We start from the raw sequence: 20963 nt of genomic DNA, 5'->3' as shown, positions 1-20963 counted from the left end.
ACTTGGCGGGGGTAGCGCCAAGCTTTTTCGGATCTTGATCTGATAGAGGGGTTGGGGAACAGAGAGTAACTTCTCTCTATAACTAAATGATAATGATTATCACTATCATTGTCAATCGTTTTTTAAAACTTTTTCACATTTATAAAAAAAAGCGGCATACAGCAGCCGCTTTAAAGTAACCCGTCCTGTTCATATAAATAAGAGTAAGGCAGATCGATAAATAAATACATATTGTTATCCATCGGGTATGAAAAGGTTCTGATCATCTCACCCGTCTCAATATCACTGTACAGGTCACTGAAAAAGCCTTTTCTTGAATTCCGCATCTTCATAATGTTTTCTAAAAAGTACGGACGCCAGCTCCAGTTTTTCTCCACGTATTCAGGCTGATAAAGCCATTCGCCGGACTGCTTGAACACATTTCCCGTCAGCTGATAGCCTTCTTCATCACACATATAAATTCTGAAACAGCAGTCGGTCAGGTTTTCCGCCAGTTTTTTAATAAACTCATCGTCCGCCTGATGGGTTTTCTTCAGCTCGGAAACTGCCTGATTGACCCGCTTATAAAAATTCTCAGAGTGTTCGTATACTGTCTCCAGCTTCTTTTTTTCTCTCGTGATAAATTGCTGAAACTCCGTTTTCAAGCGTGCTTTTAACAGGCTCCGATCTATAAAATCGCCGCTCGGCGCCTGCAGATAATAGCCTTGAAAAAATCGGCCTCCGTTTCTCCATGCGTACTGGAGCTGAAAATCAGCTTCTATATCTTCATACAGCAGCGCGGCGCCGATTTTTCTCGCCAGCAATGAAATGCTGTACAGCACATGCTCATATGATGGTGACGGCTGAGATACCTTCAGCGCCTGCAAATCTATTTTCAGAAGGTCCGGTGAAAGGAGCGCGATTCTGTCCAGGTTGCTGCTCTCCTTACCTATATTGTCCACCGCGATTTTAATGCCGTATGTACGATAGTAGGCAAGCATATGGTACAGCTGTTCAATGTCGCCTTCGAAATTGTGCTCGGTGATCTCAAGCACAATACGATTCAATTCAATGCCCTGCTCTTCGTATTCTTTCAAAAGCTCAAGAAAGCTTTCTCCGTGGTCAAGCATCAATACATTCGCATCCTGATTGATAAAAATCAACAGATCGCGATCAGCTTCTTTAAACCTCTCCAGCGCCTGCCTGATGACTCTGTCATCGACCTCAAGCTTATATTCTTCCGGAATGCCGGAATCTAAGAAAAACGGCCCGAGGCTCTCAATCTCCGCATCTGCCAAAATCCGCCCAAGCACTTCGTAGCCTACGACTCTTTGTTCCTCAGCGTTAAAAATCGCTTGGTAATACGGAATGACATCATCAATATTCGTCAGTATATCAAGTGGGTCCAACATGTTATCACCTGCTTCTCTATCTTTGTCTGATTATACACAATTATATCAGCACCACAAATGTTTAGATTAGGGGAAAAAGGAGGCAGTATGGCAGCAGTTCAAAATAAAAGGGGGACATTTTTAAGATCACTCTTCAGACCGGTTAATTAAGGACGTTATTCATTTGTTTCACAATCACAAATAAAAGGATAAATATAAGAGCATTATAACCGGCGGCTGTCCAAAAATAATGGCTCCAATCAGTACTGTTAAATATCCAATCATCATCATGTTTCAACTGAAAGAAAGTTCCTTTTTTATCTAAAGTGCCAAATGTAAGAGTTGTTAACCCGCCAGCACTCTTGGAAACGTCAACTCCATACATTGAACCGGCATGATCAGTATGATTTATTGGCATATACGTATAATCAGATAAAATTGTTTCCGCCAGCTTGGTTGGCAGAGACACATATAATACAGCCGATGTATCGCCTCCGAGCCCACTCAAATACTCCCTGGCTTTAATAAATTTCGTTTCATCAGGAAAATCTATATGATATAGCTTTTCAAATCTGATTATTTCATCAGATGTAAGATTGGTATTTTGATAATACTCCGGAGTAAAAGCGCAAATGATAAAGTACCAAATATTAAAGATGATAACGCAACTGCTTAAAAATAGTACAACGAACCATTTTAATAATTTCTTCACTTATTCACCTCTTAATCTTTAAAAATTATATCATAATTTTGAATAGAAAAATAAAACAAGCGAACGTTCACCTTTAACGTTCGCTTGCTTCGCAAAATATGTCATGTAAATTAAAACGGGTAAGGATTCAGCCATTGCCCCCCGTCCATTGTGATACAATCCCCGTTTATATAGGATGCTTCATCGGATAGCAAAAACGCTGCCAAAGCGGCGATTTCCTCCGGTGTCCCCAGACGGCCGAGCGGCACACTGTTCATAGTGCGGGACACCGCTTTTTCCGATTCAAACAGCTTCTCCGCACCGCCTGTCCGTTCAATCGGGCCGGGGGCTATCGCGTTTGTGCGGATGCCGTATTTGCTCCCCCATTCAACGGCCAGCGTTCTTGTCAGTGACAATACCCCCGCTTTGGCTGCAGCGGAATGAACGACACCCGCTCCCGCTCCCCATGCGTATGTAGCGGCCATATTTAAGATGACGCCCTTCTGCTCCTGCTCGATCCAATGCCTTGCCGCGGCTTGGCTGCAGAAAAATGTGCCGTTTAAAACAATCTCAATAACAGCTTTCCATCCATTGGGCGTCAGCTTCTCTGCCGGGCAAATAAAATTGCCGGCCGCATTGTTAATCAGCGCATCGAGCCGGCCAAAGACTTTTTTCGCTTCTGTAATCATGTCTGAAGCGGCGGAATCAGAACGGACATCCATTTGAAAACAGGCGACCTGCCCCTCAAAGGTCTCAATTTCTTTTTTTGTTTCCTCAAGTGCTTCATGGTTCCTCCCTGTCACCATGACATGCCATCCTAATTCAGCCTGTTTTTTCGCCATTGCTTTTCCCATGCCGCTTGAACCGCCTGTAATGATTACCGCTTTCTTATCCATAACAAACCCACCCCTTTTATTGAATGAATAATCATTCATAATCTTATCATAGATGTCTTTCCGCGTCATTACATGCTGAGAAGGGATTTTTCAGCCAGGCTGATGATATAATAGAACAACTCTGACAAAGGTTGGTTTTACATATGGAGAAAATGACGAGAAGAACATTTTTAAAAAGAGGATTCGGCATTTTGGGTGCAACTCTCGCAACGGCTTGCGGAGGTTACGGCTATGCCCGGTATATTGAACCGCGCATGATTGAGATCACCCGTCATACAATCACCAACCGCCTGATCCCCAGCGGCTTTGACAATTTTAAAATCGTTCAATTCAGCGATACGCATCTCAGTGATGTGTTTACACCCGGTGACTTGAATAAAGCAGCGGAAAAGATCAATCAGCTGAAACCCGATCTGCTCATCTTTACGGGAGATTTAATTGATAAGCCGCATTTATTTAATGATCATCAGCATGCACTCGCCGTGCTGCAAAATCTGGAAGCTCCCTTCGGCAAACTTTGTGTTTACGGAAACCATGACCACGGAGGCTACGGTACGAACACGTACAAGGCTCTGATGGAAGCGGCTGATTTTCAAGTGCTTCGAAATGGCTGCCGTCAGGTGCAGCTGACAGACGGAAGCCGGATTGAACTCGCGTTTTTGGATGATGTAATGCTCGGAAAACCCGATTATGAAGGCACCCTGTCCCGCCTTTCCGAAGATGCGTTTTCCATTTTAATCGTCCACGAGCCTGATGCCGCTCTCAAGATCGGCGGATATCCCGTAAACCTCCAGCTGTCGGGACACACTCACGGCGGCCAGGTCCAGCTCCCGTTTTTCGGCCCTCTCATTACGCCTCCATACGGAAAAACGTATACCGACGGCATGTATACGCTGCATGACACAACCGTTTACGTTAATCGCGGGCTCGGTACGACAAGACTGCCGTATCGATTTTTAGCCAGACCGGAAATCACGCTGTTCACATTGAAAACCGTACAAAAATAAGACTTTTATCCCGATGCACAGACACCCCCTCCGTAATATGTATATGGAAAAGAGCAAAAAGGAGGGTGATGAAACTGCTGACATATCAAGTGAAACAAGGAGAAACCATCTCAAGCATTGCGCAAGACTTCAGAATAAGCACTGCTGCTCTCCTTCAGGCAAATCCCTCAATCCAATCGGTCATATACGCGGGACAGCATATTATCATACCGAATCTTCCCGACCCATCCACCATCCCTTATTCCATTGTCGTGTATATCGGAGCGAAGAAACTGGAGTTATACCGCCTTGGCAGGCTCATCCGTACGTACCCCATCGCAGTCGGAAAAATATTGACGACCACGCCGACCGGAGAATTTTACATTGTGAACCGCCAGCCTAAGCCCGGCGGCCCGTTCGGCGCTTATTGGCTCAGCCTCTCTAAAATTCATTACGGCATTCACGGAACAAATAATCCTTCCTCCATCGGCAAAGCGGTATCAAAAGGATGCATCCGGATGTATAATCAGGACGTCACTGAACTTGCCGCTACCGTGCCTAATGGAACAAGGGTGACGATTATAAGATAGAAAGATCTTATTTGTTAATGGAACGAGCTGATGATAATATATTACAGTGGGACCTTTAGGGTAAGGAGCGTGTTTATGGATATATTTAAAAATCGCAATTTTGTCCGTCTCTTTTTCGCAGCACTCGCTTCTCAAATGGGAACGACTGTAGGTAATATGGCTTTCGCTTTTTACTTGCTGGACCATTTTTCAAACCAGCCGGCATATACAACTTTGGCTGAGCTGATGTATTCACTGCCGACAGTTTTCGTATTTCTGATTGTCGGTGTCGCAGCTGACCGGCTTGACAGGAAAAAGGTCGCAGAGAATTGTGACTGGATCAGAGCCGGACTGACGATCGTATTATTTGCCGCATTATACACCGGGAGCATCCCTCTCGTGTTCTGTATTTTGTTCATCAGAAGCGCCGTGACCAAGTTCTTTTTCCCGGCGGAAGCCAGCCTTGTACAAGCTATTCTGCCTAAGGAGCATTATGCGAAAGCGGCGGGACTTAACCAGATCCTGTTCAGCATCTTTATGGTATTCGGCGTCGGTATGGGCGCGTTTATGTATAAAACGATCGGTATGCACGGAGCCATTATCCTTGATTTTGTCAGCTTTATTGTATCAGGCTTTCTGATCCGCGCCTGCCGCATTCCGAAAGAAGCCCGTCAGCCGAACGGCCCTTTTAAATGGGGAGATTCGTTTCTGAAAGACTCGGTCGCTGATTTTAAGGAAGGGATCGTATATATTGTTAAAAACAAATTGCTTGCTTCCCTTATTTTCGGCTTTTTTATCTTTGGTTTTGTCAACGGCGGCTTTGCCGTACTGCCGATGTTTACGATGAAATACGGACTTGCGCCTGATCATTACGAATCACATACTTCCATCTTCACCGTCGCACTCGGCTTCGGCCTGCTTGCAGGAAGTGTGATCGGAACGATGATCGCAAAAAAAGTCAAACCGCATCATTTGATGTCGATTCCTATTTTGGCAGCCGGACTGCTCATTTTTGTCCTCGGCTATACGGATAAGCTGTGGATTTATTATGCGGCGGCTTTCATCCTCGGCATGTGCATCGGCCCCGTCAATATCGCCATCGGGGGCTGGATGCCGAAAATCGTTCATCCGAAAATAATGGGCCGGGTCAGCGGCTGGCAGGATCCTTTTATGATGTTTGCCCAATCGATTACACTCGGACTGGTTGCCCTGTTATTTCCGAAATTCGTTGCCAATATTGATTACCTTTATTACGGCATGGGAATTGTGATTTTAGCGGTATTTGTGTTCTATTTTATCGCTCTTCCGAAATACAGCGCCGAGGCAGCAGAGGTCGATGTACAGCAATCATTAAAGGCTGATTCCGAAAAACATGCGAAACCTGTCTAATAAAGGAAAAAAATGCGCCCTTTTCATCAGAAAAAGGCGTATTTTTATAATCAATATTTGCATTTCAACGCTAAAAAAGTATAATCTATATATGAACTTGATCAATGCAAAGGAGAGAAATAATGGACGACCACGCTTATTCGAAAGAGCTGCAGCCAACCATCGAGAATCTTTCAAAAGCTGTTTATACTGTGAACCGCCATGCAAAAACCGCCCCCAACCCTAAATACCTTTATCTGCTGAAAAAACGGGCATTACAAAAGCTTGTGAAAGAAGGCAAAGGGAAAAAAATAGGGCTTCACTTTTCAAATAATCCCAGGTTTAGCCAACAGCAGTCAGACGTACTTATCTCTATCGGAGACTACTATTTTCACATGCCTCCAACAAAAGAAGACTTCCAGCATCTTCCGCATTTAGGTACGTTAAATCAATCGTACCGCAATCCTAAAGCACAAATGTCTTTGACAAAAGCGAAAAACGTATTGCAAAAATATGTGGGCTTAAAGGAAAAACCGCTTGCCGCCAACAGGCAGCAGCCCGCTTATCATAAACCCGTATTTAAAAAACTTGGTGAGAGTTATTTTTAATTCCGCCGCAAAAAAGCCGATGCGTCATGCATCGGCTTTTTTCTATTCAATCACGTACGTATCCACTTTTTTAATGAGCTCGCTGATTTCAGGCTTGCTGATCTGTTCATCCGCTCCGACTACTTCGCCCCGGTGGCGCAGGTCGTCCGTAATGAGGGACGAGAAAATCATAATCGGCACATCAGAGCTTTGCGGGTTATCCTTAAGGAGCTTGGTCAAACGATGCCCGTCCATTTTCGGCATCTCAATGTCACTGATAATCATGTCAATATGATCTGACAGGTTTGCTCCGTTATCCGTCAGTTCCACGACGTAATCATACGCTTCTTTTCCGTTTTCAAACGCAACGATTTCACTGTACCCCGCCTCAGTCAGCTCATCCGTCAAAAGACGCATCAGAAGCGGCGAGTCTTCAACGATAATCAGTTTTTTACCCGCCCGTCTTTCATCAAATCCTTCCTGATGGACATGATAAGTCTCAACACCGGATGCTGATTCAATATCGTAAATGATCTTTTCATAATCAGGCAGAAAGATCATCGTGTCTTCCAGTTTGATGATTCCCGTTAAGTGCCGCTCCATGCCCTGGTTCAGGGAAGTCGGCTTTTCAATCGCCTCCCAGGACACCCTGTGGATTTGTGAAACGGAACCGACGTGAAAGACGATTTTCCGCTTGTTGAATTCCGTTACGATATATTTATCGTCTTTTGCTCCTTCGGCATCAACGCCGAAAAAGGTATACAGACTGATGACGGGAAGAATTTCGCCTCTCAGCTTAATCATCCCTTCTACGTCTTTATGAGACTGAGGCACAGATGTGACATCTACCGGCTGAATGATTTCCCGGACTTTCATCACATTTATGCCAAATGTATTGACGCCTACTTCAAATTTGACGATTTCTAATTCGTTTGTGCCTGAATCCAATAAAATATCGTATTGTTGTAAAGACAATTCAATCCCTCGCTATCCGCATTCAGTATTGTACTGTATATATCGGCTGTAAACGGAAAAAGTGAATGTATTCGGGCCAACTGGCCATGAACTCTTTATAAAAAGATGCTTTTTTCTGATATCCCATTGACTTTTTGACATCGAGTGGTAAAATAGTCAAGGATTTTTCAGGAAGAAGGGTGTAATAAATGGGTACAGTAGTCATATTCGACCAATATCAAATGACGGTGTTAGAAGATATCAGCAAAACGACTTACCTGCAAATGAAAAAAGAGGCGAAAGATCGTCCCGACAAGCCTGCTCCATACATCTTATGGCGGGAAGACGTCAGCTTTGAATACGGGTATTAATGACATTCGCCACATATCACAATAGATAGATCATGATACAATGAAGACAATCATTTCAGCTGGTTGTCTTATTTTTTTCTGAAAGAAGGTATGTTTTCACATATCGGACATATACTCGGGATAGTTCAATAAAAAGATGACAAATGCTCAGCTAGTGGTAAAATAGGATAAACTCAATATATAGTATAAGGTGATGAATTATGGAACATTTGCTTAATCCGAATGTAAAAGAAATTGAAATTTCAGGAATTCGCAAATTCTCAAATCTTGTAGCTCAGCACGATAATGTCATTTCGCTTACGATCGGCCAGCCGGATTTCTTCACGCCGCACCATGTCAAAGCGGCTGCCAAAAAGGCAATCGACGAGAACGCAACGGCGTATACTCCGAATGCGGGCGGCCATGAGCTGAGACAGGCCGTACAGCTTTATATGAAGAAAAAAGCTGATTTGAATTATGAAGCTGAAACTGAAATCATTGTCACAACCGGGGCCAGCCAAGCGATTGACGCGTCTTTGCGGACGATTTTATCTCCAGGCGATGAAGTAATTCTCCCCGGACCGATATATCCGGGCTACGAACCGATCATCCGCATGTCGGGCGCCGTTCCGGTCCATGTGGATACGACGACACACGGATTTAAGCTGACGGCGCGGCTCATTGAAGAATCGCTGACACCAAAAACAAAATGCGTCATTCTTCCTTATCCGTCAAATCCGACCGGAGTGACATTGTCTGAGGAAGAGCTGCAAAACATCGCAGCCGTCCTGAAGGGCAGAAATGTTTTTGTCCTGTCTGATGAGATTTACAGCGAATTAACCTATGACAGACCGCATTATTCGATCGCGTCTTATTTGAGAGACCAGACGATCGTCATCAACGGCCTGTCAAAATCACACAGCATGACGGGCTGGAGAATCGGTTTCATTTTCGCACCGAAAGAAATTGCCAAGCACATCTTAAAAGTTCACCAATACAGTGTGACATGCGCGTCTTCAATCTCTCAGAAAGCGGCTCTTGAAGCGGTGACAAACGGTGTTGATGATGCGCTTATTATGAGAGAACAGTATAAAAAGCGGCTTGACTATGTATATGACCGTCTTGTTTCAATGGGGCTTGACGTCGTAAAGCCGTCAGGCGCATTTTATATCTTCCCTTCCATTAAGTCATTCGGAATGTCATCGTTTGATTTTAGTATGGCTCTTTTAGAGGATGCAGGTGTGGCTCTTGTGCCCGGCAGCTCGTTTTCAAAGTTGGGTGAAGGGTATGTGAGGCTGTCATTCGCATATTCACTGGATACATTGAGAGAAGGCTTGGACCGGCTGGAAGCATTTATTTTAAAAACGAGAGAATCCATGCAGACTATTTAAACAACGGCATAACGCCGTTGTTTTTTATTGTTTCGGGAATGTAATATGAAAGGCCGTGCCTCTGTCCGGTTTGCTGTCTACTTGGATGGCTCCCTGATGGTTTTTAATAAGATTGAATGTGACCATCAGCCCCAGGCCGGTTCCTTTTTCTTTCGTTGTCAAAAACGGTTCGCCTATTCGTTTCAGCACGTTTTCCGGTATCCCGTCACCCTCGTCTTTCACCGTCACATTAACGGAATACTCATCTTCTGTCATAAGAATGTGAACCGTTCCCCCATCCGGCATCGACTCAACGGCATTTTTAATCAGATTGATAAACACCTGTTTCAGCTGATTTTGATCACCGTTAATATACATGCTGTCATGTTCGTAATCCGTTTTGATAAAAATCCCTTTAAGATTCGCCTGCGTCTCTAAAAGAGCGGTCACTTCACTTATAATTTTCTTTAAGTTTACACGCTCTTTCACGGCGTTTTGCTGAGGTTTGGCAAGCATTAAAAGCTCACTTAAAATTAATTCGATTCTGCTCAGTTCAGAAAACACAATTTCAAAGTAATGTTCGTTTTCCTCCATCGTCGGCTTCATGAGCTGTAAAAATCCTTTGATCGCCGTCAGCGGATTGCGGATTTCATGAGCGATCCCCGCCGCCAGCTGCCCTGCGATAGACAGCTTCTCCGACTTCAGCATTAATTCCTCCGTCTGCTTCCGCTCAGAAATGTCACGCAGAATGACCTGCACGGCCGTTTCTCCGAAAAACGTCGTCGGAATGCAGACCATTTCCGTGTAGATCAGCCGGTTTTTAAAGGTAAACCACGACTGCTTAATGATTTCTGACTCGGTCTTTCGGTCGATAATATTTTGGATCCGCTGTTTCACGCCGTCATGATCGCAGGGATGAAGCTGATCATAGACGTTTTTCCCGATTAAATCTTCATATGTTTCAGCCTCAAACAGCGAAATGCCCGATTCATTCATGAATACCCATTTATCATTGTGAATCACGGCGATCGTGTCAATTGAATTCTGAATGAGGAGCTGATAACGTTCTCTGCTTTTTTGCAGAATCGTTTGGAATTTTTTCCGTGAAGAAATATCAATCAGAAGCAGCAATTCCGCCCGCTGATTTTTATATGTCGTCGGTGCCGCCTTCACTTCTAAATGAACGGGCGTGCCGTCGAGCCTTCTCCACGTCTGTTCGATCATTCCGACTTCCATTCCTTTTTGCATCCGCACAATTCGGTTTTTCACAATGTCGTGATACTCTTCTTCAATAAACTCATAAGAGCGCCTGCCGATTACCTCGTCTTTGCTTTCGGCTCCCAGCATGGCAAGCATCGCGTTGTTGGCGTAGGCGATTGTGCCGTTGATGCTGACATATAAAGGATTCGGCAGCATTTCGACAAGACGCTCGAATTCGCCGTTTCCAGCCGCATCTTCAGACTGTTGTTCTGCCTTTTGCTTCTTTTGTTCATACATATAAGGCCGGCGGGGCGTCTTCTCCTCAAGCACCTTGATTTTGAGGATGATTTCCCGATCCGTCCCCTCCATTTGCGGTGTGACAATTTCCACACCCGCTTCAAGCCATACGATGGTATGATCTTTTTTAATAAGACGAAAGGTGCAAGGCATCAAATGATGCTCATTATAGAAGTAACTTTCAACCAAAAATTGATCTTCTTCATGCAGGAACGTTTTGAGAAATGACCCGATCATCTCTTCCTGAGAATAACTGAAATACGATTTGCAGTTTGCAGAAATATACATAATACGCCCGTTAGACGTCAAAACGGCATGAAGATCGGTTTTCGATTGAAACTGTTTGACATGCTGAGTATCCTGTTCCACAGAATCCCTCCTTTGCATTATACTCGCACTGCAGGCTGGACACGGACTGATATAAAAAGAAATTCCACTAGATTGATTCGCTAAAAAATGAGCATTCTCCTTCTATTCTTATTGTGAACGTCAATTTTCCTGAATGAAAGAAAGGGCGCACGATATGTTCGGCCGCCCTTTCATTTGTTATTTTTTATTGTATTTCTTTTCAAGTTCTTTGTAAGCGTCAACTGCTCCTTTGGCAATGTTTTTACTGATATGATCTTTATCATCTCGAACAGACGGAACGACGACGCTGAATGCCACTCGTGGATGTTCTGACGGATAATAGCCGACAAAGGTCAGGTTATACGTCTCTTGCCCCCACCAGTTTTTGTTCGTGCCGTAATAGTGCGTCTGCGCGGTTCCCGTTTTTCCGGAAACATCGGCGCCGGAACCTTGGAATGTTGAATAAGCCGTTCCTTGAGGTGAGCTTGTGACCAACTTCATTCCTTTATGAACTTGGTCAAAATCGCTCGGGCTGTTATTTACTTTGTTCAAAATTTTAATATCGCGCTGTTCAATCGCTTTTCCAATCTTGTTTTTGCTGTCCGGTTCATGAATGCTTGTGACGATCCGCGGCTGGACGCGATACCCGCCGTTTGCGATGGCTGAAATATATTGAGCCATTTGAAGCGGCGTATACGTATCAAACTGTCCGATCGCAAAGTCAAGCAGCAATCCCCCGACCATTTGCGGATTTGACTGCATGCCCGCTGATTCCTGCGGAAGATCAATCCCGGTCTTCACACCCAAACCGAATTGAGCGTAGTAGTTGCGCATTTTTTTAATATCGTCTAATCCGGCCGGCAGCGTGCCGTGCGGAACGTAAGTAATGCCCGCTATATGCATGGCCACATGAAACATATATATGTTTGAACTTCTTTGCAGCGCGGTCAGCTCAGTAATGGTCCCCATTTGTGTCCACGAGCGCTTTTCCGTGCCGTCTTTAAACTTAAGCGGTGCATCGACAAACGTTTTATAATGCGGGAGGCCGCTTTGGTAACCCGCAAGAACAGTCGCTCCTTTGACAGCAGAGCCCATCTCATATTGGGTCGTAAATGCTCCGATCGCAAAATCCTGTGTTTTATTCGTTTCGAGATCGATGCGTTTCCCCGCCATTGAGAGAATATCCCCGTTGTTCGGGTCCATCATGACGGCAAATCCTCTGTCAACCATATAGTTGCCTGCAGCGCGGCTTCTTCTCAGCTCTTTTTCAATGACTTTTTCGACTTTCGACTGTAATTCCATATCGAGCGAGAGCTGCAGATCGTAGCCTCTGCTGCCTTCATCGACGGGCTTTTGGCTGACGACTTCACCTTTGCTGTTTTCCACATACTCTACTTTTTCTTTATGTGCGTTTAAATAGTCTTCATACTGATATTCAATGTAGCTTTTACCCACCCGGTCATTCAGTGAGTAGCCTCTTGTGACATAGTAATCTTTCCGTTCGCCCAACAATCCCTGTTCCGGTGTCGTCACACCGCCGAACAGAGAGTACAGTGTTTTGTCGTACGGATATTTCCGCGTCCAGTCATTGATTACGTCAATGCCGGGGAGCTCTTTCAGGTGCTCGGATACGACAGAAACTTCTTCATATGTCAGGTCGCTTTTCGGTTTCTGTTTGTTGTTTTCATGTTCGTCAAGCAGTGACCCGCTGTTTCCGTTTCCGTTCAGCTTATTCGGGTCCATTGATTTGACGACTTGCGGCTGATAGGCGTTGCCGCTTGAAAAACGCGTATAAATCGCCGCGATTTCCAGCTCTTTTTTATTTTGTTTGATCGCATCAATCTCCTGCTTTGGGACGCGTTCAATCTGGCGTTTGTACACTTCTTGCGGCTTCAGGCTGTTTTCTGAATCCTTCATAAGCTTTTCCGCCTTCTTCGGATGTGCGGCAAGCCAGTAATCAATGATATTTCGATCCTTCATAAATTCAGTATCAATATGAATCAGTGCGGCGAGATTTTTTGCCGTTTTCAATTTGTCCTTTGCCGAGGTTTTTGAGGTGGATACATATACAATTTCAGGCACAGCCTGGTTATCAACCGCCACCCTGTTCCGCTTGTCATACATCTTTCCCCGCGGTGTCGGATAATAGGCGGTTTTTGCATTTGCCTTCTCCGCATCCTGGCGGTGTTTATCCCCTTCGACAATCTGGACGATGCCGAGTTTAAAAATCAGTGCCGTAAAGAGAAGAAAAACAATCAAAAAATAGAGATTCATTCTCAGCGCTCTGTAACGTTTCGTTTTTTTCTTTGGTTCGCGCGCAACTTCAGCCACTTTCTGTTACACCTCTCAAATCATTGAATATATTTACATAAACAGATTTTAATTGTAACATTTTTGTAAAAGTTGTTACAGCGAAAACGGGTAAAAAAAACTGTCAAGATCAAATTATCTTAAAATATATCTAACACTTCAAATAATTTGAAGAGATGTAACGGATTTTAAAAAATAAATACAGATCGTTTTTCCCGGTATAGAGCCATTTTTCTGCGCTCAATTACAATTATGACAAGAGTTTGTTGTCAAAGGAAATGGCTGGCTGCATTATGACAAAAAAGCTGTGATAAGATTTTTCATGTAGAAAAAAACTTCTCTGGGAGGCTATTAACTATGAAAAAAGCATTTCTCTTATCTGCCGCCGCGGCAGTCAGTTTGATTACATTCGGAGGCATTCAGCAGGCATCTGCCAAAGAGCTGTCATGCCAGCACGTCGTTACCGTGAAAAAAGGAAACACTGTACAGCATCTGACTCTTCAAGAGGCTGTTGAAAAACTACATATGAAAACGAGCGTGAAAAAGCTGAACGTTAAAAATGAGAAAGAACTGACTCAGCTGCTGCAAAAACACGCAAAGCATTCTGATATGACAGTTAAAGACGTTCAAAAAGAAACACCGGCAAAAACGGCCCCGACAGCTGCCGAAAAACCGAAAGCCGATCAAAACCAGACGGCTGACAATGCAAAGCAGACAGATAACACAAACAACAGCAGCGAGAAAACTCCTTCATCAGTCAGTGCGTATGAAAAGAAAGTCGTTGAATTGACAAATGCAGAGAGACAAAAGCAAGGCTTAAAACCTCTGCAGATTGATGAAAAATTAAGCAAATCAGCTCACGCAAAATCACAAGATATGAAAGACAAAAACTATTTCGATCACCAAAGTCCTACTTACGGCTCACCTTTCGATATGATGAAGTCTTTCGGAATCACTTATAAAACCGCCGGTGAAAATATCGCCAAAGGACAGCCGACTCCTGAAGCTGTCGTTAAAGCTTGGATGAACAGTGAAGGACACAGAAAGAACATCATGAATCCTGAGTTCACTCAAATCGGTGTCGGTTACGTAGAATCAGGAAACATCTGGACACAGCAATTCATCGGAAAATAAATAATAAAAAAGATTGCCCCTGCGGGCAATCTTTTTTTTATTTCACCCAAAGCTTATAAATACTTTGAGTTCCGCTGTTTTCTTCACCTTGCGCGGAAAGCTTGTCGTACAATGATTTGGCCAGCGCCAATCCGGGCATTTCTTCTCCCATCAGCTCCGCTTCTTCAAGGGCAATGCCCATGTCTTTAATAAAGTGTTTCACGTAAAATCCGGGCGCAAAATCGCCTTTCAGCATACGGGGAGCGAGGTTTGACAATGACCAGCTGCCAGCCGCTCCGGTTGTAATGCTTTTCAGCACTTGTTCCGGGTTCAGACCGGATTTTTCCGCGTAAGCCATCGCTTCAGCCACTCCGACCATCCCCGCTGCAATCGCGATCTGATTGCACATTTTCGTATGCTGGCCGCTGCCGGCCGATCCTTGATACTGAATGTTTTCCCCCATAACGGAGAAAAGCGGCAGGCATGCTTCAAACGCTTCTTTTTCTCCTCCGGCCATAATGGCAAGCGTTCCGTTCCTCGCGCCGATGTCTCCGCCGGAAACGGGTGCATCCAGGGCGTGAATGGATTTTTCTTTGGCTTTCTCCGCTATTTTCTTCGCCAGAGACGGTTTTGATGTCGTCATGTCAATGACAAACGCCCCTTCTTTTGCATGACGGAGAATGCCGCTTTCACCGAGATAGATTTCCTCGACATCACTCGGATAGCCGACCATGGTAATAATGATGTCTGCTTTTTCCGAAAGGTCTTTGACCGTCTCCTGCCAGACCGCTCCCTTATTCAGAATCTCTTCCGCTTTTTGTTTCGTCCGTGTGTAGACTAAAACAGGATAGCCCGCTTCTAAAATGTGCGATGCCATACTGTTTCCCATGACGCCTAAACCGATAAATCCGACCGTTTTGTTCACTGCGCTTTCCTCCCCTGATGCGATTCATATATCACTCTTTCATGTCTATATTACCATATTATAGGCTGATAGAGTCCGCGTTACAAGGTGAATTTAGAAATGGCGCTGATCAGATCTTCGCTTGCGCTCTTTAACATATCAGTCGATTGCTTCACTTTTTCAAGCGTAACGAGCTGTTCATCAGTAGAAGCATTCACTTCTTCCGCGGCTGCCGCTGATTCTTGAGAAATGGCGGAGATGCTTTGAATCGCTTCTTGAATCGCGGCTTGTTCTTCACTCATTTTTTGAATGTCATTGTAAATATGATCTATACCTTGAACGAGAGACTGCATTTCCGTCGTGATCAGATTGAGAACCTCACCCGTTTCATGAATGGCGCTGTTTTGTTCATCATTCATTCTGCTTGCCTCAATCATCGCATGTGACGCTTCTTTTGTCTCAGATTGAATCAGACGGACCGTCTCACTGATATGGCCGGAAGAAAGAGCTGATTGTTCAGCAAGCTTGCGGACTTCTTCAGCGACGACGGCAAAGCCCCGTCCGCTTTCTCCCGCTCTTGCGGCTTCTATGCTCGCATTCAGCGCCAAGAGATTCGTCTGGTCTGAAATAGCGGATATTGCCGTCACGACTTCTTCTATGTTTTTCGTTTGTTCTTCCAGGTCATTCAGCATTGCCTCTACTTTTTTCGTTTCTGAATTGGCTTCGTTTGACTTCATCAGCAGCTGCCCGAGCGCGTCCAGTCCTTTGTAGCTGGCATCCTCTGAAGACTTTGAGAGTTGTTTTATGCTGCCTGCGCGATCTGCGATTCCTTTTATTTTGACTGAGAGATTTTCCGATTTTTCGTTGATCGTCTCAACCTCTGACGCTTGCTCTGTCGCTCCGGCGGCGACTTCCTCTATCGCTTTTGCGATTTGTCCGCTCGTTTCATTTGTCTCCTGTGAGATGACGGTTAGTTGGTCAGATGTATCAGACACATTTTCTGAGGAGGCCTTGACCTGTTCGACCATCTCTTTCATATTTTCAACCATTTGGTTAAAGTCTTTTGTTAACTCGCCTACTTCATCTTTTGATTTCGTCTGAGCGCGGACGGTTAAATCTCCCGCTGAGACTGAATTTGTTTTTGCGATCAGCTGCTGAATCGGCCCGGTTATCGTTTTTGCTAGGAAATAGCTGAGTCCGATCGTAATCACAAGGGCGATCAGTGACATAAAAATGCTCACCGTGTTCATTTTGTCGGCTACTCCCATCAGCTGATCTTTTTCAAACTGCGTTCCGACTTTCCACCCTGTTTCTTTTACCGTTTGGTAGACGACCATGTTCCCCTGCAGCTCTTTGATGCCTTCTTTGTCCGCAGTGATGTCTTTTAACGTCTGATCTTCCGAAATATTTTTTCCCTGTTTTGCCGGATGGGCCAGAAGAGAGCCGTTTTCATCCGCTAAAAAGGCAAATCCTTTATACGGAACCTTTTGCTCGTTGACCATGCTCTGAATAGAGGACAGCTTCAAATCTAAGCTCGCCACTCCGACGACGGTTCCGCTGTTTTGAATGGCTTTTGACGCCGTCACGATCATGTCTCCCGTCACTGCATCTTTATAAGGGTCAGTCCAGACAACCTTATCGGGTTTTTCAGCCGCCATCTTATACCACGTTCGATTTGTCGGATCATAGTCTTTGGCAAAATCGGCCTTTGGATATGTAAACATTTGTTTGTTTGCGGTTCCGACGTACGCAAGCGCGACATATTTGTCATTCTGTCCGATCTGTTTTAACTCATCGTTAAAAAGCCGCGCGGTTTCTTTCTTCCCATCTGATAGAAAAGACCGGGACAATTCACCGTCTGCTAATCTCATTAATACGGTCTCATCATTTTTCAGCTGAAGCTCAATGTTCTGACCGAGTGAATTGGTGACATTCTCTGTCGTACGTTTTGCTTCCTCCGTCATCATCGGCTTTAATGTCAAATATGAAGAAACCGTTAAAAAAACAACCGTTACAATAAGCATTGCCGAGACAAACACAGCAATTTTGATATGCATTTTTTTAAACATAACCATCCCCTCCTGAGAGTTATATCGGTCTTTCGGCCAAGAAAATGAATAAATCTTGAAATAAATATCAAACATTTCCGTCATTTGGCGCAGCAAAAAAAAGAGCCGTCATGCCGACAGCTCCGCCTTACGTAAAATATTCGATTTTCGCTTTCGGAAAATAGGTTTCGATATAAGATTCGAGTGTTTCCCTTAAGGCATGTTCTTCGTCTTTTTGGTATATATATTTGCCGATTCCGTAGCGTCCCCATTTGTACCTGCGCTTTTCTTCATCAAGCTCAAGCTTTGTTTTCGGATAGTTCTTCTCAATCACCCGTTTGGCCGGTTTTGTAAAACGATGCTGGATCAGTTCAAATGTGATGTCATGCCGAACGTCTTCATCAAGGGCCGCATCCAGTTTCTCAAACAGCTCCTTATAGCCTTCCTCCCAGCCATCGTGAATATAAATAGGCGCCACGATGAAACCGAGCGGATAGCCCGCTTTAGCGACTTTGACGGCGGCTTCGATCCGTTTGTCGAGCGGAGAAGTTCCCGGTTCAAAGTTTTTAATGACATAATCCGCATTGATGCTGAATCTGAACCTAGTCTTTCCGTTATGTTTTGCATCGAGCAAATGATCGACGTGGTGAAATTTAGTCACGAATCTGAGCTGTCCCAATTCGCTTTGTCCGAAATGTTCAATGGCTCTTTTTAATGTATGTGTCAGATGATCGATTCCTACGATATCAGACGTACAAGAGGCTTCAAATCTTGTAAATTCCGGCGCCCGTTCTTTCATATACTCATCAGCCTGATCCAGAATCTCTTCCACATTGACATATGTCCGGATGTAAGGCTTTGACCCCATCGTCGTCTGCAGGTAGCAATAGTGGCAATGCCCCATACAGCCCGTCGCAAATGGAATGGCATATTCGGCGGACGGCTTTGAAGAATCGAATTTCAGTGTTTTCCGGACGCCGATTACCAATGTTGATTTCGCGTTCCGGTATTGCTGCAAGTGATTTTTCCCCGGAATATTCCGGACTTGATTATGCGATGTTGTTTCTCTGATCTCAAGCCCCATGTTTTCAAACTTATTCTTCAGCTCTTGTCCTAACGGGTATTCGAGCGCTCTCGGTTCTATATAAACTAGCTGGGGCACAAACGGCTTCAGCATGAACTGACACTCCCTTTTTACATTTTCTCATGTTGTTACTTTCCGTTTAAAAGAGAGTGAATATGCGTTGTAAACATTTCCTTTGATCAATGATACCGGTCTTCTTCAAAAAGCTCGCTGTAAAGCGCTTCCGCTTCCTCATATGTCGAAAAGACCGCGTCATCTTCGGCCAGCGGATGATAGGTTTCGTATAAAAACAGAGACAGTTCTCCCTCATGATACGGGTGATGGACGATCTCCGCCTCTTTAATATGGGCAACATTGGCGGCATGCGGATTGCGGTAAATCACATAGACCGTATCCCCCGCTGCAAATGATTTTGTCATGATAATCCCTCCTGTTGATCGTTATTGTTCCCCCCTTTTTTCGGAATATGAAAAAAACCAGACGGCTTACACCGTCTGGCTGTTGTATTACTTATTGAATGTTTCTTTAACGAATGCGACAACCTCTTCTGTCGTACTCATAGACAAGATTGTTTCTTTGAATGATTCAGCTTCTTTTTTAGAAAGCTTGCTGATCTGCGTTCTTGCCGGAAGGATGGATGTAGCGCTCATTGAGAACTCATCTAAGCCTAAGCCGAGAAGAATCGGAATCGCAATTTCGTCTCCCGCCATTTCTCCGCACATGCCGACCCATTTGCCCTCTTTGTGAGCGGCTTCAATAACAAGGGTGATCAGACGGAGAATCGCCGGATTGTATGGCTGATACAGATAAGCTACGCGCTCGTTCATGCGGTCAGCAGCCATCGTGTATTGGATCAAGTCATTTGTTCCGATACTGAAGAAGTCAACTTCTGTAGCAAACTGATCTGCGATAACGGCTGTAGACGGAATCTCTACCATCATACCGACTTCAATATCGTCAGAAACCGCTACGCCGGCTTCGACGAGTTTTTCTTTTTCTTCGAGAAGAATCGCTTTCGCCTGTTTAAACTCGTTTACTGTCGCAATCATCGGGAACATGATTTTTAAGTTTCCGTATGTACTTGCACGAAGCAGCGCTCGAAGCTGAGTTCTGAAGATTTCTTGCTCTTCAAGGCAAAGGCGGATGGCTCTGTAGCCTAAGAACGGGTTCATTTCTTTAGGGAGCTGCAGGTAAGGAAGCTCTTTGTCGCCGCCGATATCCAATGTCCGCACGACAACTGATTTTCCTTCCATACGCTCAAGAACCGTTTTATAAGCGTCAAACTGCTCGTCTTCTGTCGGAAGCTGGTCGCGTCCCATGTAAAGGAATTCCGTACGGTAAAGCCCTACAGCTTCTCCTCCGTTTTCAAGAACGCCTTTTACATCGTCAGGTGTGCCGATGTTTGCGGCAAGCTCTACATGATGGCCGTCTTTTGAAACAGTCGGTTCATTGACGAGCTTCGCCCACTCAGCTTTTTGCGCCAGGTAAGCACTGTGCTTTTCTTCATATTTCTTTAACGTTTCACTGGAAGGATCGATGATCACATCACCATCGATGCCGTCTACGATTACCGTAACACCGTTTTCAATTGTCCCTGTAGCCGCTTTTGTGCCGACAACAGCCGGAATTTCAAGCGAACGGGCCATGATCGCGGAGTGTGAAGTGCGTCCGCCGATATCAGTTGTAAAACCTTTTACAAACTGGCGGTTTAATTGCGCCGTATCAGACGGTGTCAAATCTTCAGCCACGATAACAACCTCTTCTGAGATCATGCTCGGGTTCGGAATTTCCACGCCCAGCAGGTGCCCCGTCACACGTTTTGTTACGTCACGGATATCCGCAGCACGCTCTTTCATGTATTCGTTATCCATTGATTCAAACATAGTAACGAACATGGAAGCTGTTTCTTTCAAAGCGAATTCAGCATTGACTGAATCTGTGCTGATTTTCTCCTTTACCGGGTTCAACAGCTCAGGATCACTCAGAACTAAAAGGTGCGCGGAGAAAATGTCAGCTTTGTCTTGTCCCAGTTCTTTTAAAGCATGCTCTTTAATTTTTTCAAGCTCTTCTTTAGAACGTACAATCGCTTCATCAAAACGGCTTACTTCAGCCGCAGCATCAGCAATGTTTTTCTTTTCAACCGTTAAGTCCGGCTCTTCAAGCCGGTATGCTTTCGCAATCGCAATTCCGGCTGAAGCGCCTATTCCTTTTAATTCTTGCATTACTCGCCGAGTCCTTCGCTTTTCATTGTTTCTTCTAAAGCGTTAAGAGCATCGTTTTCGTCAGCGCCTGAAGCGGAAATTGTGATTTCAGCGCCTTTAGCGATACCTAGAGACATAACGCCCATGATTGACTTAAGGTTTACTGTTTTGCCGTTATATTCTAAGTTTACGTCAGCATCGTATTTGCTTGCAGTCTGTACAAGAACTGTCGCAGGACGAGCGTGGATTCCGGAATCTGCTGTTACTTTAAATGTTTTTTGTGCCATGATTATCATTCTCCTTTAAATTAAAGCTAT

Annotated in this window: 18 protein-coding genes and 1 pseudogene; 7 read left to right on the top strand and 12 right to left on the bottom strand. The window is 44.6% G+C overall.

Annotated features, from left to right (window positions below; genetic code table 11):
* Positions 1–170: 170 nt before the first annotated feature.
* The 3 genes from G9F48_RS02670 to fadH all read right to left on the bottom strand — a co-directional run bounded on the left by G9F48_RS02670 (position 171) and on the right by fadH (position 2957).
* Complete coding sequence (locus G9F48_RS02670; protein ID WP_165408987.1) at positions 171–1391, bottom strand: EAL domain-containing protein; 1221 nt, start codon at positions 1389–1391, stop codon at positions 171–173.
* Between the two features lie 142 nt (positions 1392–1533).
* Complete coding sequence (locus G9F48_RS02665; protein WP_165408986.1) at positions 1534–2082, bottom strand: hypothetical protein; 549 nt, start codon at positions 2080–2082, stop codon at positions 1534–1536.
* 110 nt (positions 2083–2192) lie between these two features.
* The gene (gene fadH / locus G9F48_RS02660; RefSeq protein ID WP_003154618.1) at positions 2193–2957 is read right to left on the bottom strand and encodes a 2,4-dienoyl-CoA reductase; all 765 of its coding nucleotides are present in this window, start codon (positions 2955–2957) and stop codon (positions 2193–2195) included.
* A gap of 143 nt (positions 2958–3100) precedes the next feature.
* On the opposite strand from fadH, the gene G9F48_RS02655 reads away from it, so the two are divergent.
* The 4 genes from G9F48_RS02655 (at position 3101) to G9F48_RS02640 (ending at position 6488) form a co-directional block, all read left to right on the top strand.
* Complete coding sequence (locus G9F48_RS02655; RefSeq protein WP_165408985.1) at positions 3101–3964, top strand: metallophosphoesterase; 864 nt, start codon at positions 3101–3103, stop codon at positions 3962–3964.
* A gap of 74 nt (positions 3965–4038) precedes the next feature.
* The gene (locus G9F48_RS02650; protein WP_088037173.1) at positions 4039–4533 is read left to right on the top strand and encodes a L,D-transpeptidase family protein; all 495 of its coding nucleotides are present in this window, start codon (positions 4039–4041) and stop codon (positions 4531–4533) included.
* 75 nt (positions 4534–4608) lie between these two features.
* A complete protein-coding gene (locus G9F48_RS02645; RefSeq protein WP_156735109.1) occupies positions 4609–5901 on the top strand; it encodes an MFS transporter in 1293 nt (430 codons plus the stop codon).
* 122 nt (positions 5902–6023) lie between these two features.
* Positions 6024–6488, top strand: coding sequence for a YkyB family protein (locus tag G9F48_RS02640; RefSeq protein WP_003154622.1), 465 nt, complete (start codon positions 6024–6026; stop codon positions 6486–6488).
* Between the two features lie 42 nt (positions 6489–6530).
* Here the strand turns inward: G9F48_RS02640 and cheV are convergent, their stop codons facing one another.
* A complete protein-coding gene (cheV, locus tag G9F48_RS02635; protein ID WP_003154623.1) occupies positions 6531–7442 on the bottom strand; it encodes a chemotaxis protein CheV in 912 nt (303 codons plus the stop codon).
* Between the two features lie 188 nt (positions 7443–7630).
* Here cheV and G9F48_RS02630 point away from each other — a divergent pair, with 188 nt between their 5' ends.
* Both G9F48_RS02630 and G9F48_RS02625 read left to right on the top strand, forming a co-directional pair.
* On the top strand, positions 7631–7792 hold the full coding sequence (locus G9F48_RS02630; RefSeq protein WP_165408984.1) for a hypothetical protein: 162 nt from the start codon (positions 7631–7633) through the stop codon (positions 7790–7792).
* A gap of 200 nt (positions 7793–7992) precedes the next feature.
* Positions 7993–9206: pseudogene (locus G9F48_RS02625) on the top strand (aminotransferase A).
* Here G9F48_RS02625 and G9F48_RS02620 read toward each other — a convergent pair.
* Together G9F48_RS02620 and G9F48_RS02615 are read right to left on the bottom strand one after the other, a co-directional pair.
* Positions 9187–11007 carry a PAS domain-containing protein gene (locus G9F48_RS02620; RefSeq protein WP_025284656.1) on the bottom strand — a complete coding sequence of 607 codons (1821 nt, stop codon included), beginning with the start codon at positions 11005–11007 and terminating at the stop codon, positions 9187–9189. The pseudogene G9F48_RS02625 and the gene G9F48_RS02620 overlap by 20 nt on opposite strands.
* 177 nt (positions 11008–11184) lie before the next feature.
* Positions 11185–13317: a peptidoglycan D,D-transpeptidase FtsI family protein gene (locus G9F48_RS02615; protein WP_060561759.1), complete on the bottom strand. Its 2133-nt coding sequence runs from the start codon at positions 13315–13317 to the stop codon at positions 11185–11187.
* Between the two features lie 336 nt (positions 13318–13653).
* On the opposite strand from G9F48_RS02615, the gene G9F48_RS02610 reads away from it, so the two are divergent.
* Entirely contained in the window at positions 13654–14430 is a 777-nt protein-coding gene (locus tag G9F48_RS02610) for a CAP domain-containing protein (protein ID WP_017417671.1), read from the top strand.
* 37 nt (positions 14431–14467) lie between these two features.
* Here G9F48_RS02610 and G9F48_RS02605 read toward each other — a convergent pair whose 3' ends face one another.
* From G9F48_RS02605 to G9F48_RS02580, 6 genes are all read right to left on the bottom strand, one after another.
* Positions 14468–15334 (bottom strand): NAD(P)-dependent oxidoreductase, encoded by an 867-nt coding sequence (locus tag G9F48_RS02605; RefSeq protein ID WP_165408983.1) that lies wholly within the window; start codon positions 15332–15334, stop codon positions 14468–14470.
* Positions 15335–15414: 80 nt separating this feature from the next.
* Positions 15415–17382, bottom strand: coding sequence for a methyl-accepting chemotaxis protein (locus G9F48_RS02600; protein ID WP_044053153.1), 1968 nt, complete (start codon positions 17380–17382; stop codon positions 15415–15417).
* Between the two features lie 127 nt (positions 17383–17509).
* Positions 17510–18538, bottom strand: a complete 1029-nt coding sequence (splB, locus tag G9F48_RS02595) for a spore photoproduct lyase (protein ID WP_003154644.1) — start codon at positions 18536–18538, stop codon at positions 17510–17512.
* 86 nt (positions 18539–18624) lie between these two features.
* Complete coding sequence (locus G9F48_RS02590) at positions 18625–18864, bottom strand: transcriptional regulator SplA domain-containing protein (protein WP_003154646.1); 240 nt, start codon at positions 18862–18864, stop codon at positions 18625–18627.
* Between the two features lie 87 nt (positions 18865–18951).
* Positions 18952–20667 (bottom strand): phosphoenolpyruvate--protein phosphotransferase, encoded by a 1716-nt coding sequence (gene ptsP, locus G9F48_RS02585; RefSeq protein ID WP_007409600.1) that lies wholly within the window; start codon positions 20665–20667, stop codon positions 18952–18954.
* A complete protein-coding gene (locus G9F48_RS02580) occupies positions 20667–20933 on the bottom strand; it encodes a phosphocarrier protein HPr (RefSeq protein WP_003154654.1) in 267 nt (88 codons plus the stop codon). The genes ptsP and G9F48_RS02580 overlap by 1 nt, the downstream gene beginning before the upstream one ends.
* Positions 20934–20963: the final 30 nt, after the last annotated feature.

The organism is Bacillus sp. EKM420B, assembly GCF_011065565.1.
Lineage (GTDB): Bacteria > Bacillota > Bacilli > Bacillales > Bacillaceae > Bacillus > Bacillus velezensis.
This window is presented reverse-complemented; position numbering and strand designations above follow the sequence as displayed.

Bases quoted from the DNA above. Each gene is read 5' to 3' on its own strand.
- G9F48_RS02670 (WP_165408987.1), bottom strand. From the start codon at position 1,391: ATGTTGGACCCACTTGATATACTGACGAATATTGATGATGTCATTCCG.
- fadH (WP_003154618.1), bottom strand. From the start codon at position 2,957: ATGGATAAGAAAGCGGTAATCATTACAGGCGGTTCAAGCGGCATGGGA.
- G9F48_RS02655 (WP_165408985.1), top strand. From the start codon at position 3,101: ATGGAGAAAATGACGAGAAGAACATTTTTAAAAAGAGGATTCGGCATT.
- G9F48_RS02645 (WP_156735109.1), top strand. From the start codon at position 4,609: ATGGATATATTTAAAAATCGCAATTTTGTCCGTCTCTTTTTCGCAGCA.
- G9F48_RS02640 (WP_003154622.1), top strand. From the start codon at position 6,024: ATGGACGACCACGCTTATTCGAAAGAGCTGCAGCCAACCATCGAGAAT.
- G9F48_RS02630 (WP_165408984.1), top strand. From the start codon at position 7,631: ATGGGTACAGTAGTCATATTCGACCAATATCAAATGACGGTGTTAGAA.
- G9F48_RS02610 (WP_017417671.1), top strand. From the start codon at position 13,654: ATGAAAAAAGCATTTCTCTTATCTGCCGCCGCGGCAGTCAGTTTGATT.
- G9F48_RS02600 (WP_044053153.1), bottom strand. From the start codon at position 17,382: ATGTTTAAAAAAATGCATATCAAAATTGCTGTGTTTGTCTCGGCAATG.
- splB (WP_003154644.1), bottom strand. From the start codon at position 18,538: ATGCTGAAGCCGTTTGTGCCCCAGCTAGTTTATATAGAACCGAGAGCG.
- G9F48_RS02590 (WP_003154646.1), bottom strand. From the start codon at position 18,864: ATGACAAAATCATTTGCAGCGGGGGATACGGTCTATGTGATTTACCGC.
- ptsP (WP_007409600.1), bottom strand. From the start codon at position 20,667: ATGCAAGAATTAAAAGGAATAGGCGCTTCAGCCGGAATTGCGATTGCG.
- G9F48_RS02580 (WP_003154654.1), bottom strand. From the start codon at position 20,933: ATGGCACAAAAAACATTTAAAGTAACAGCAGATTCCGGAATCCACGCT.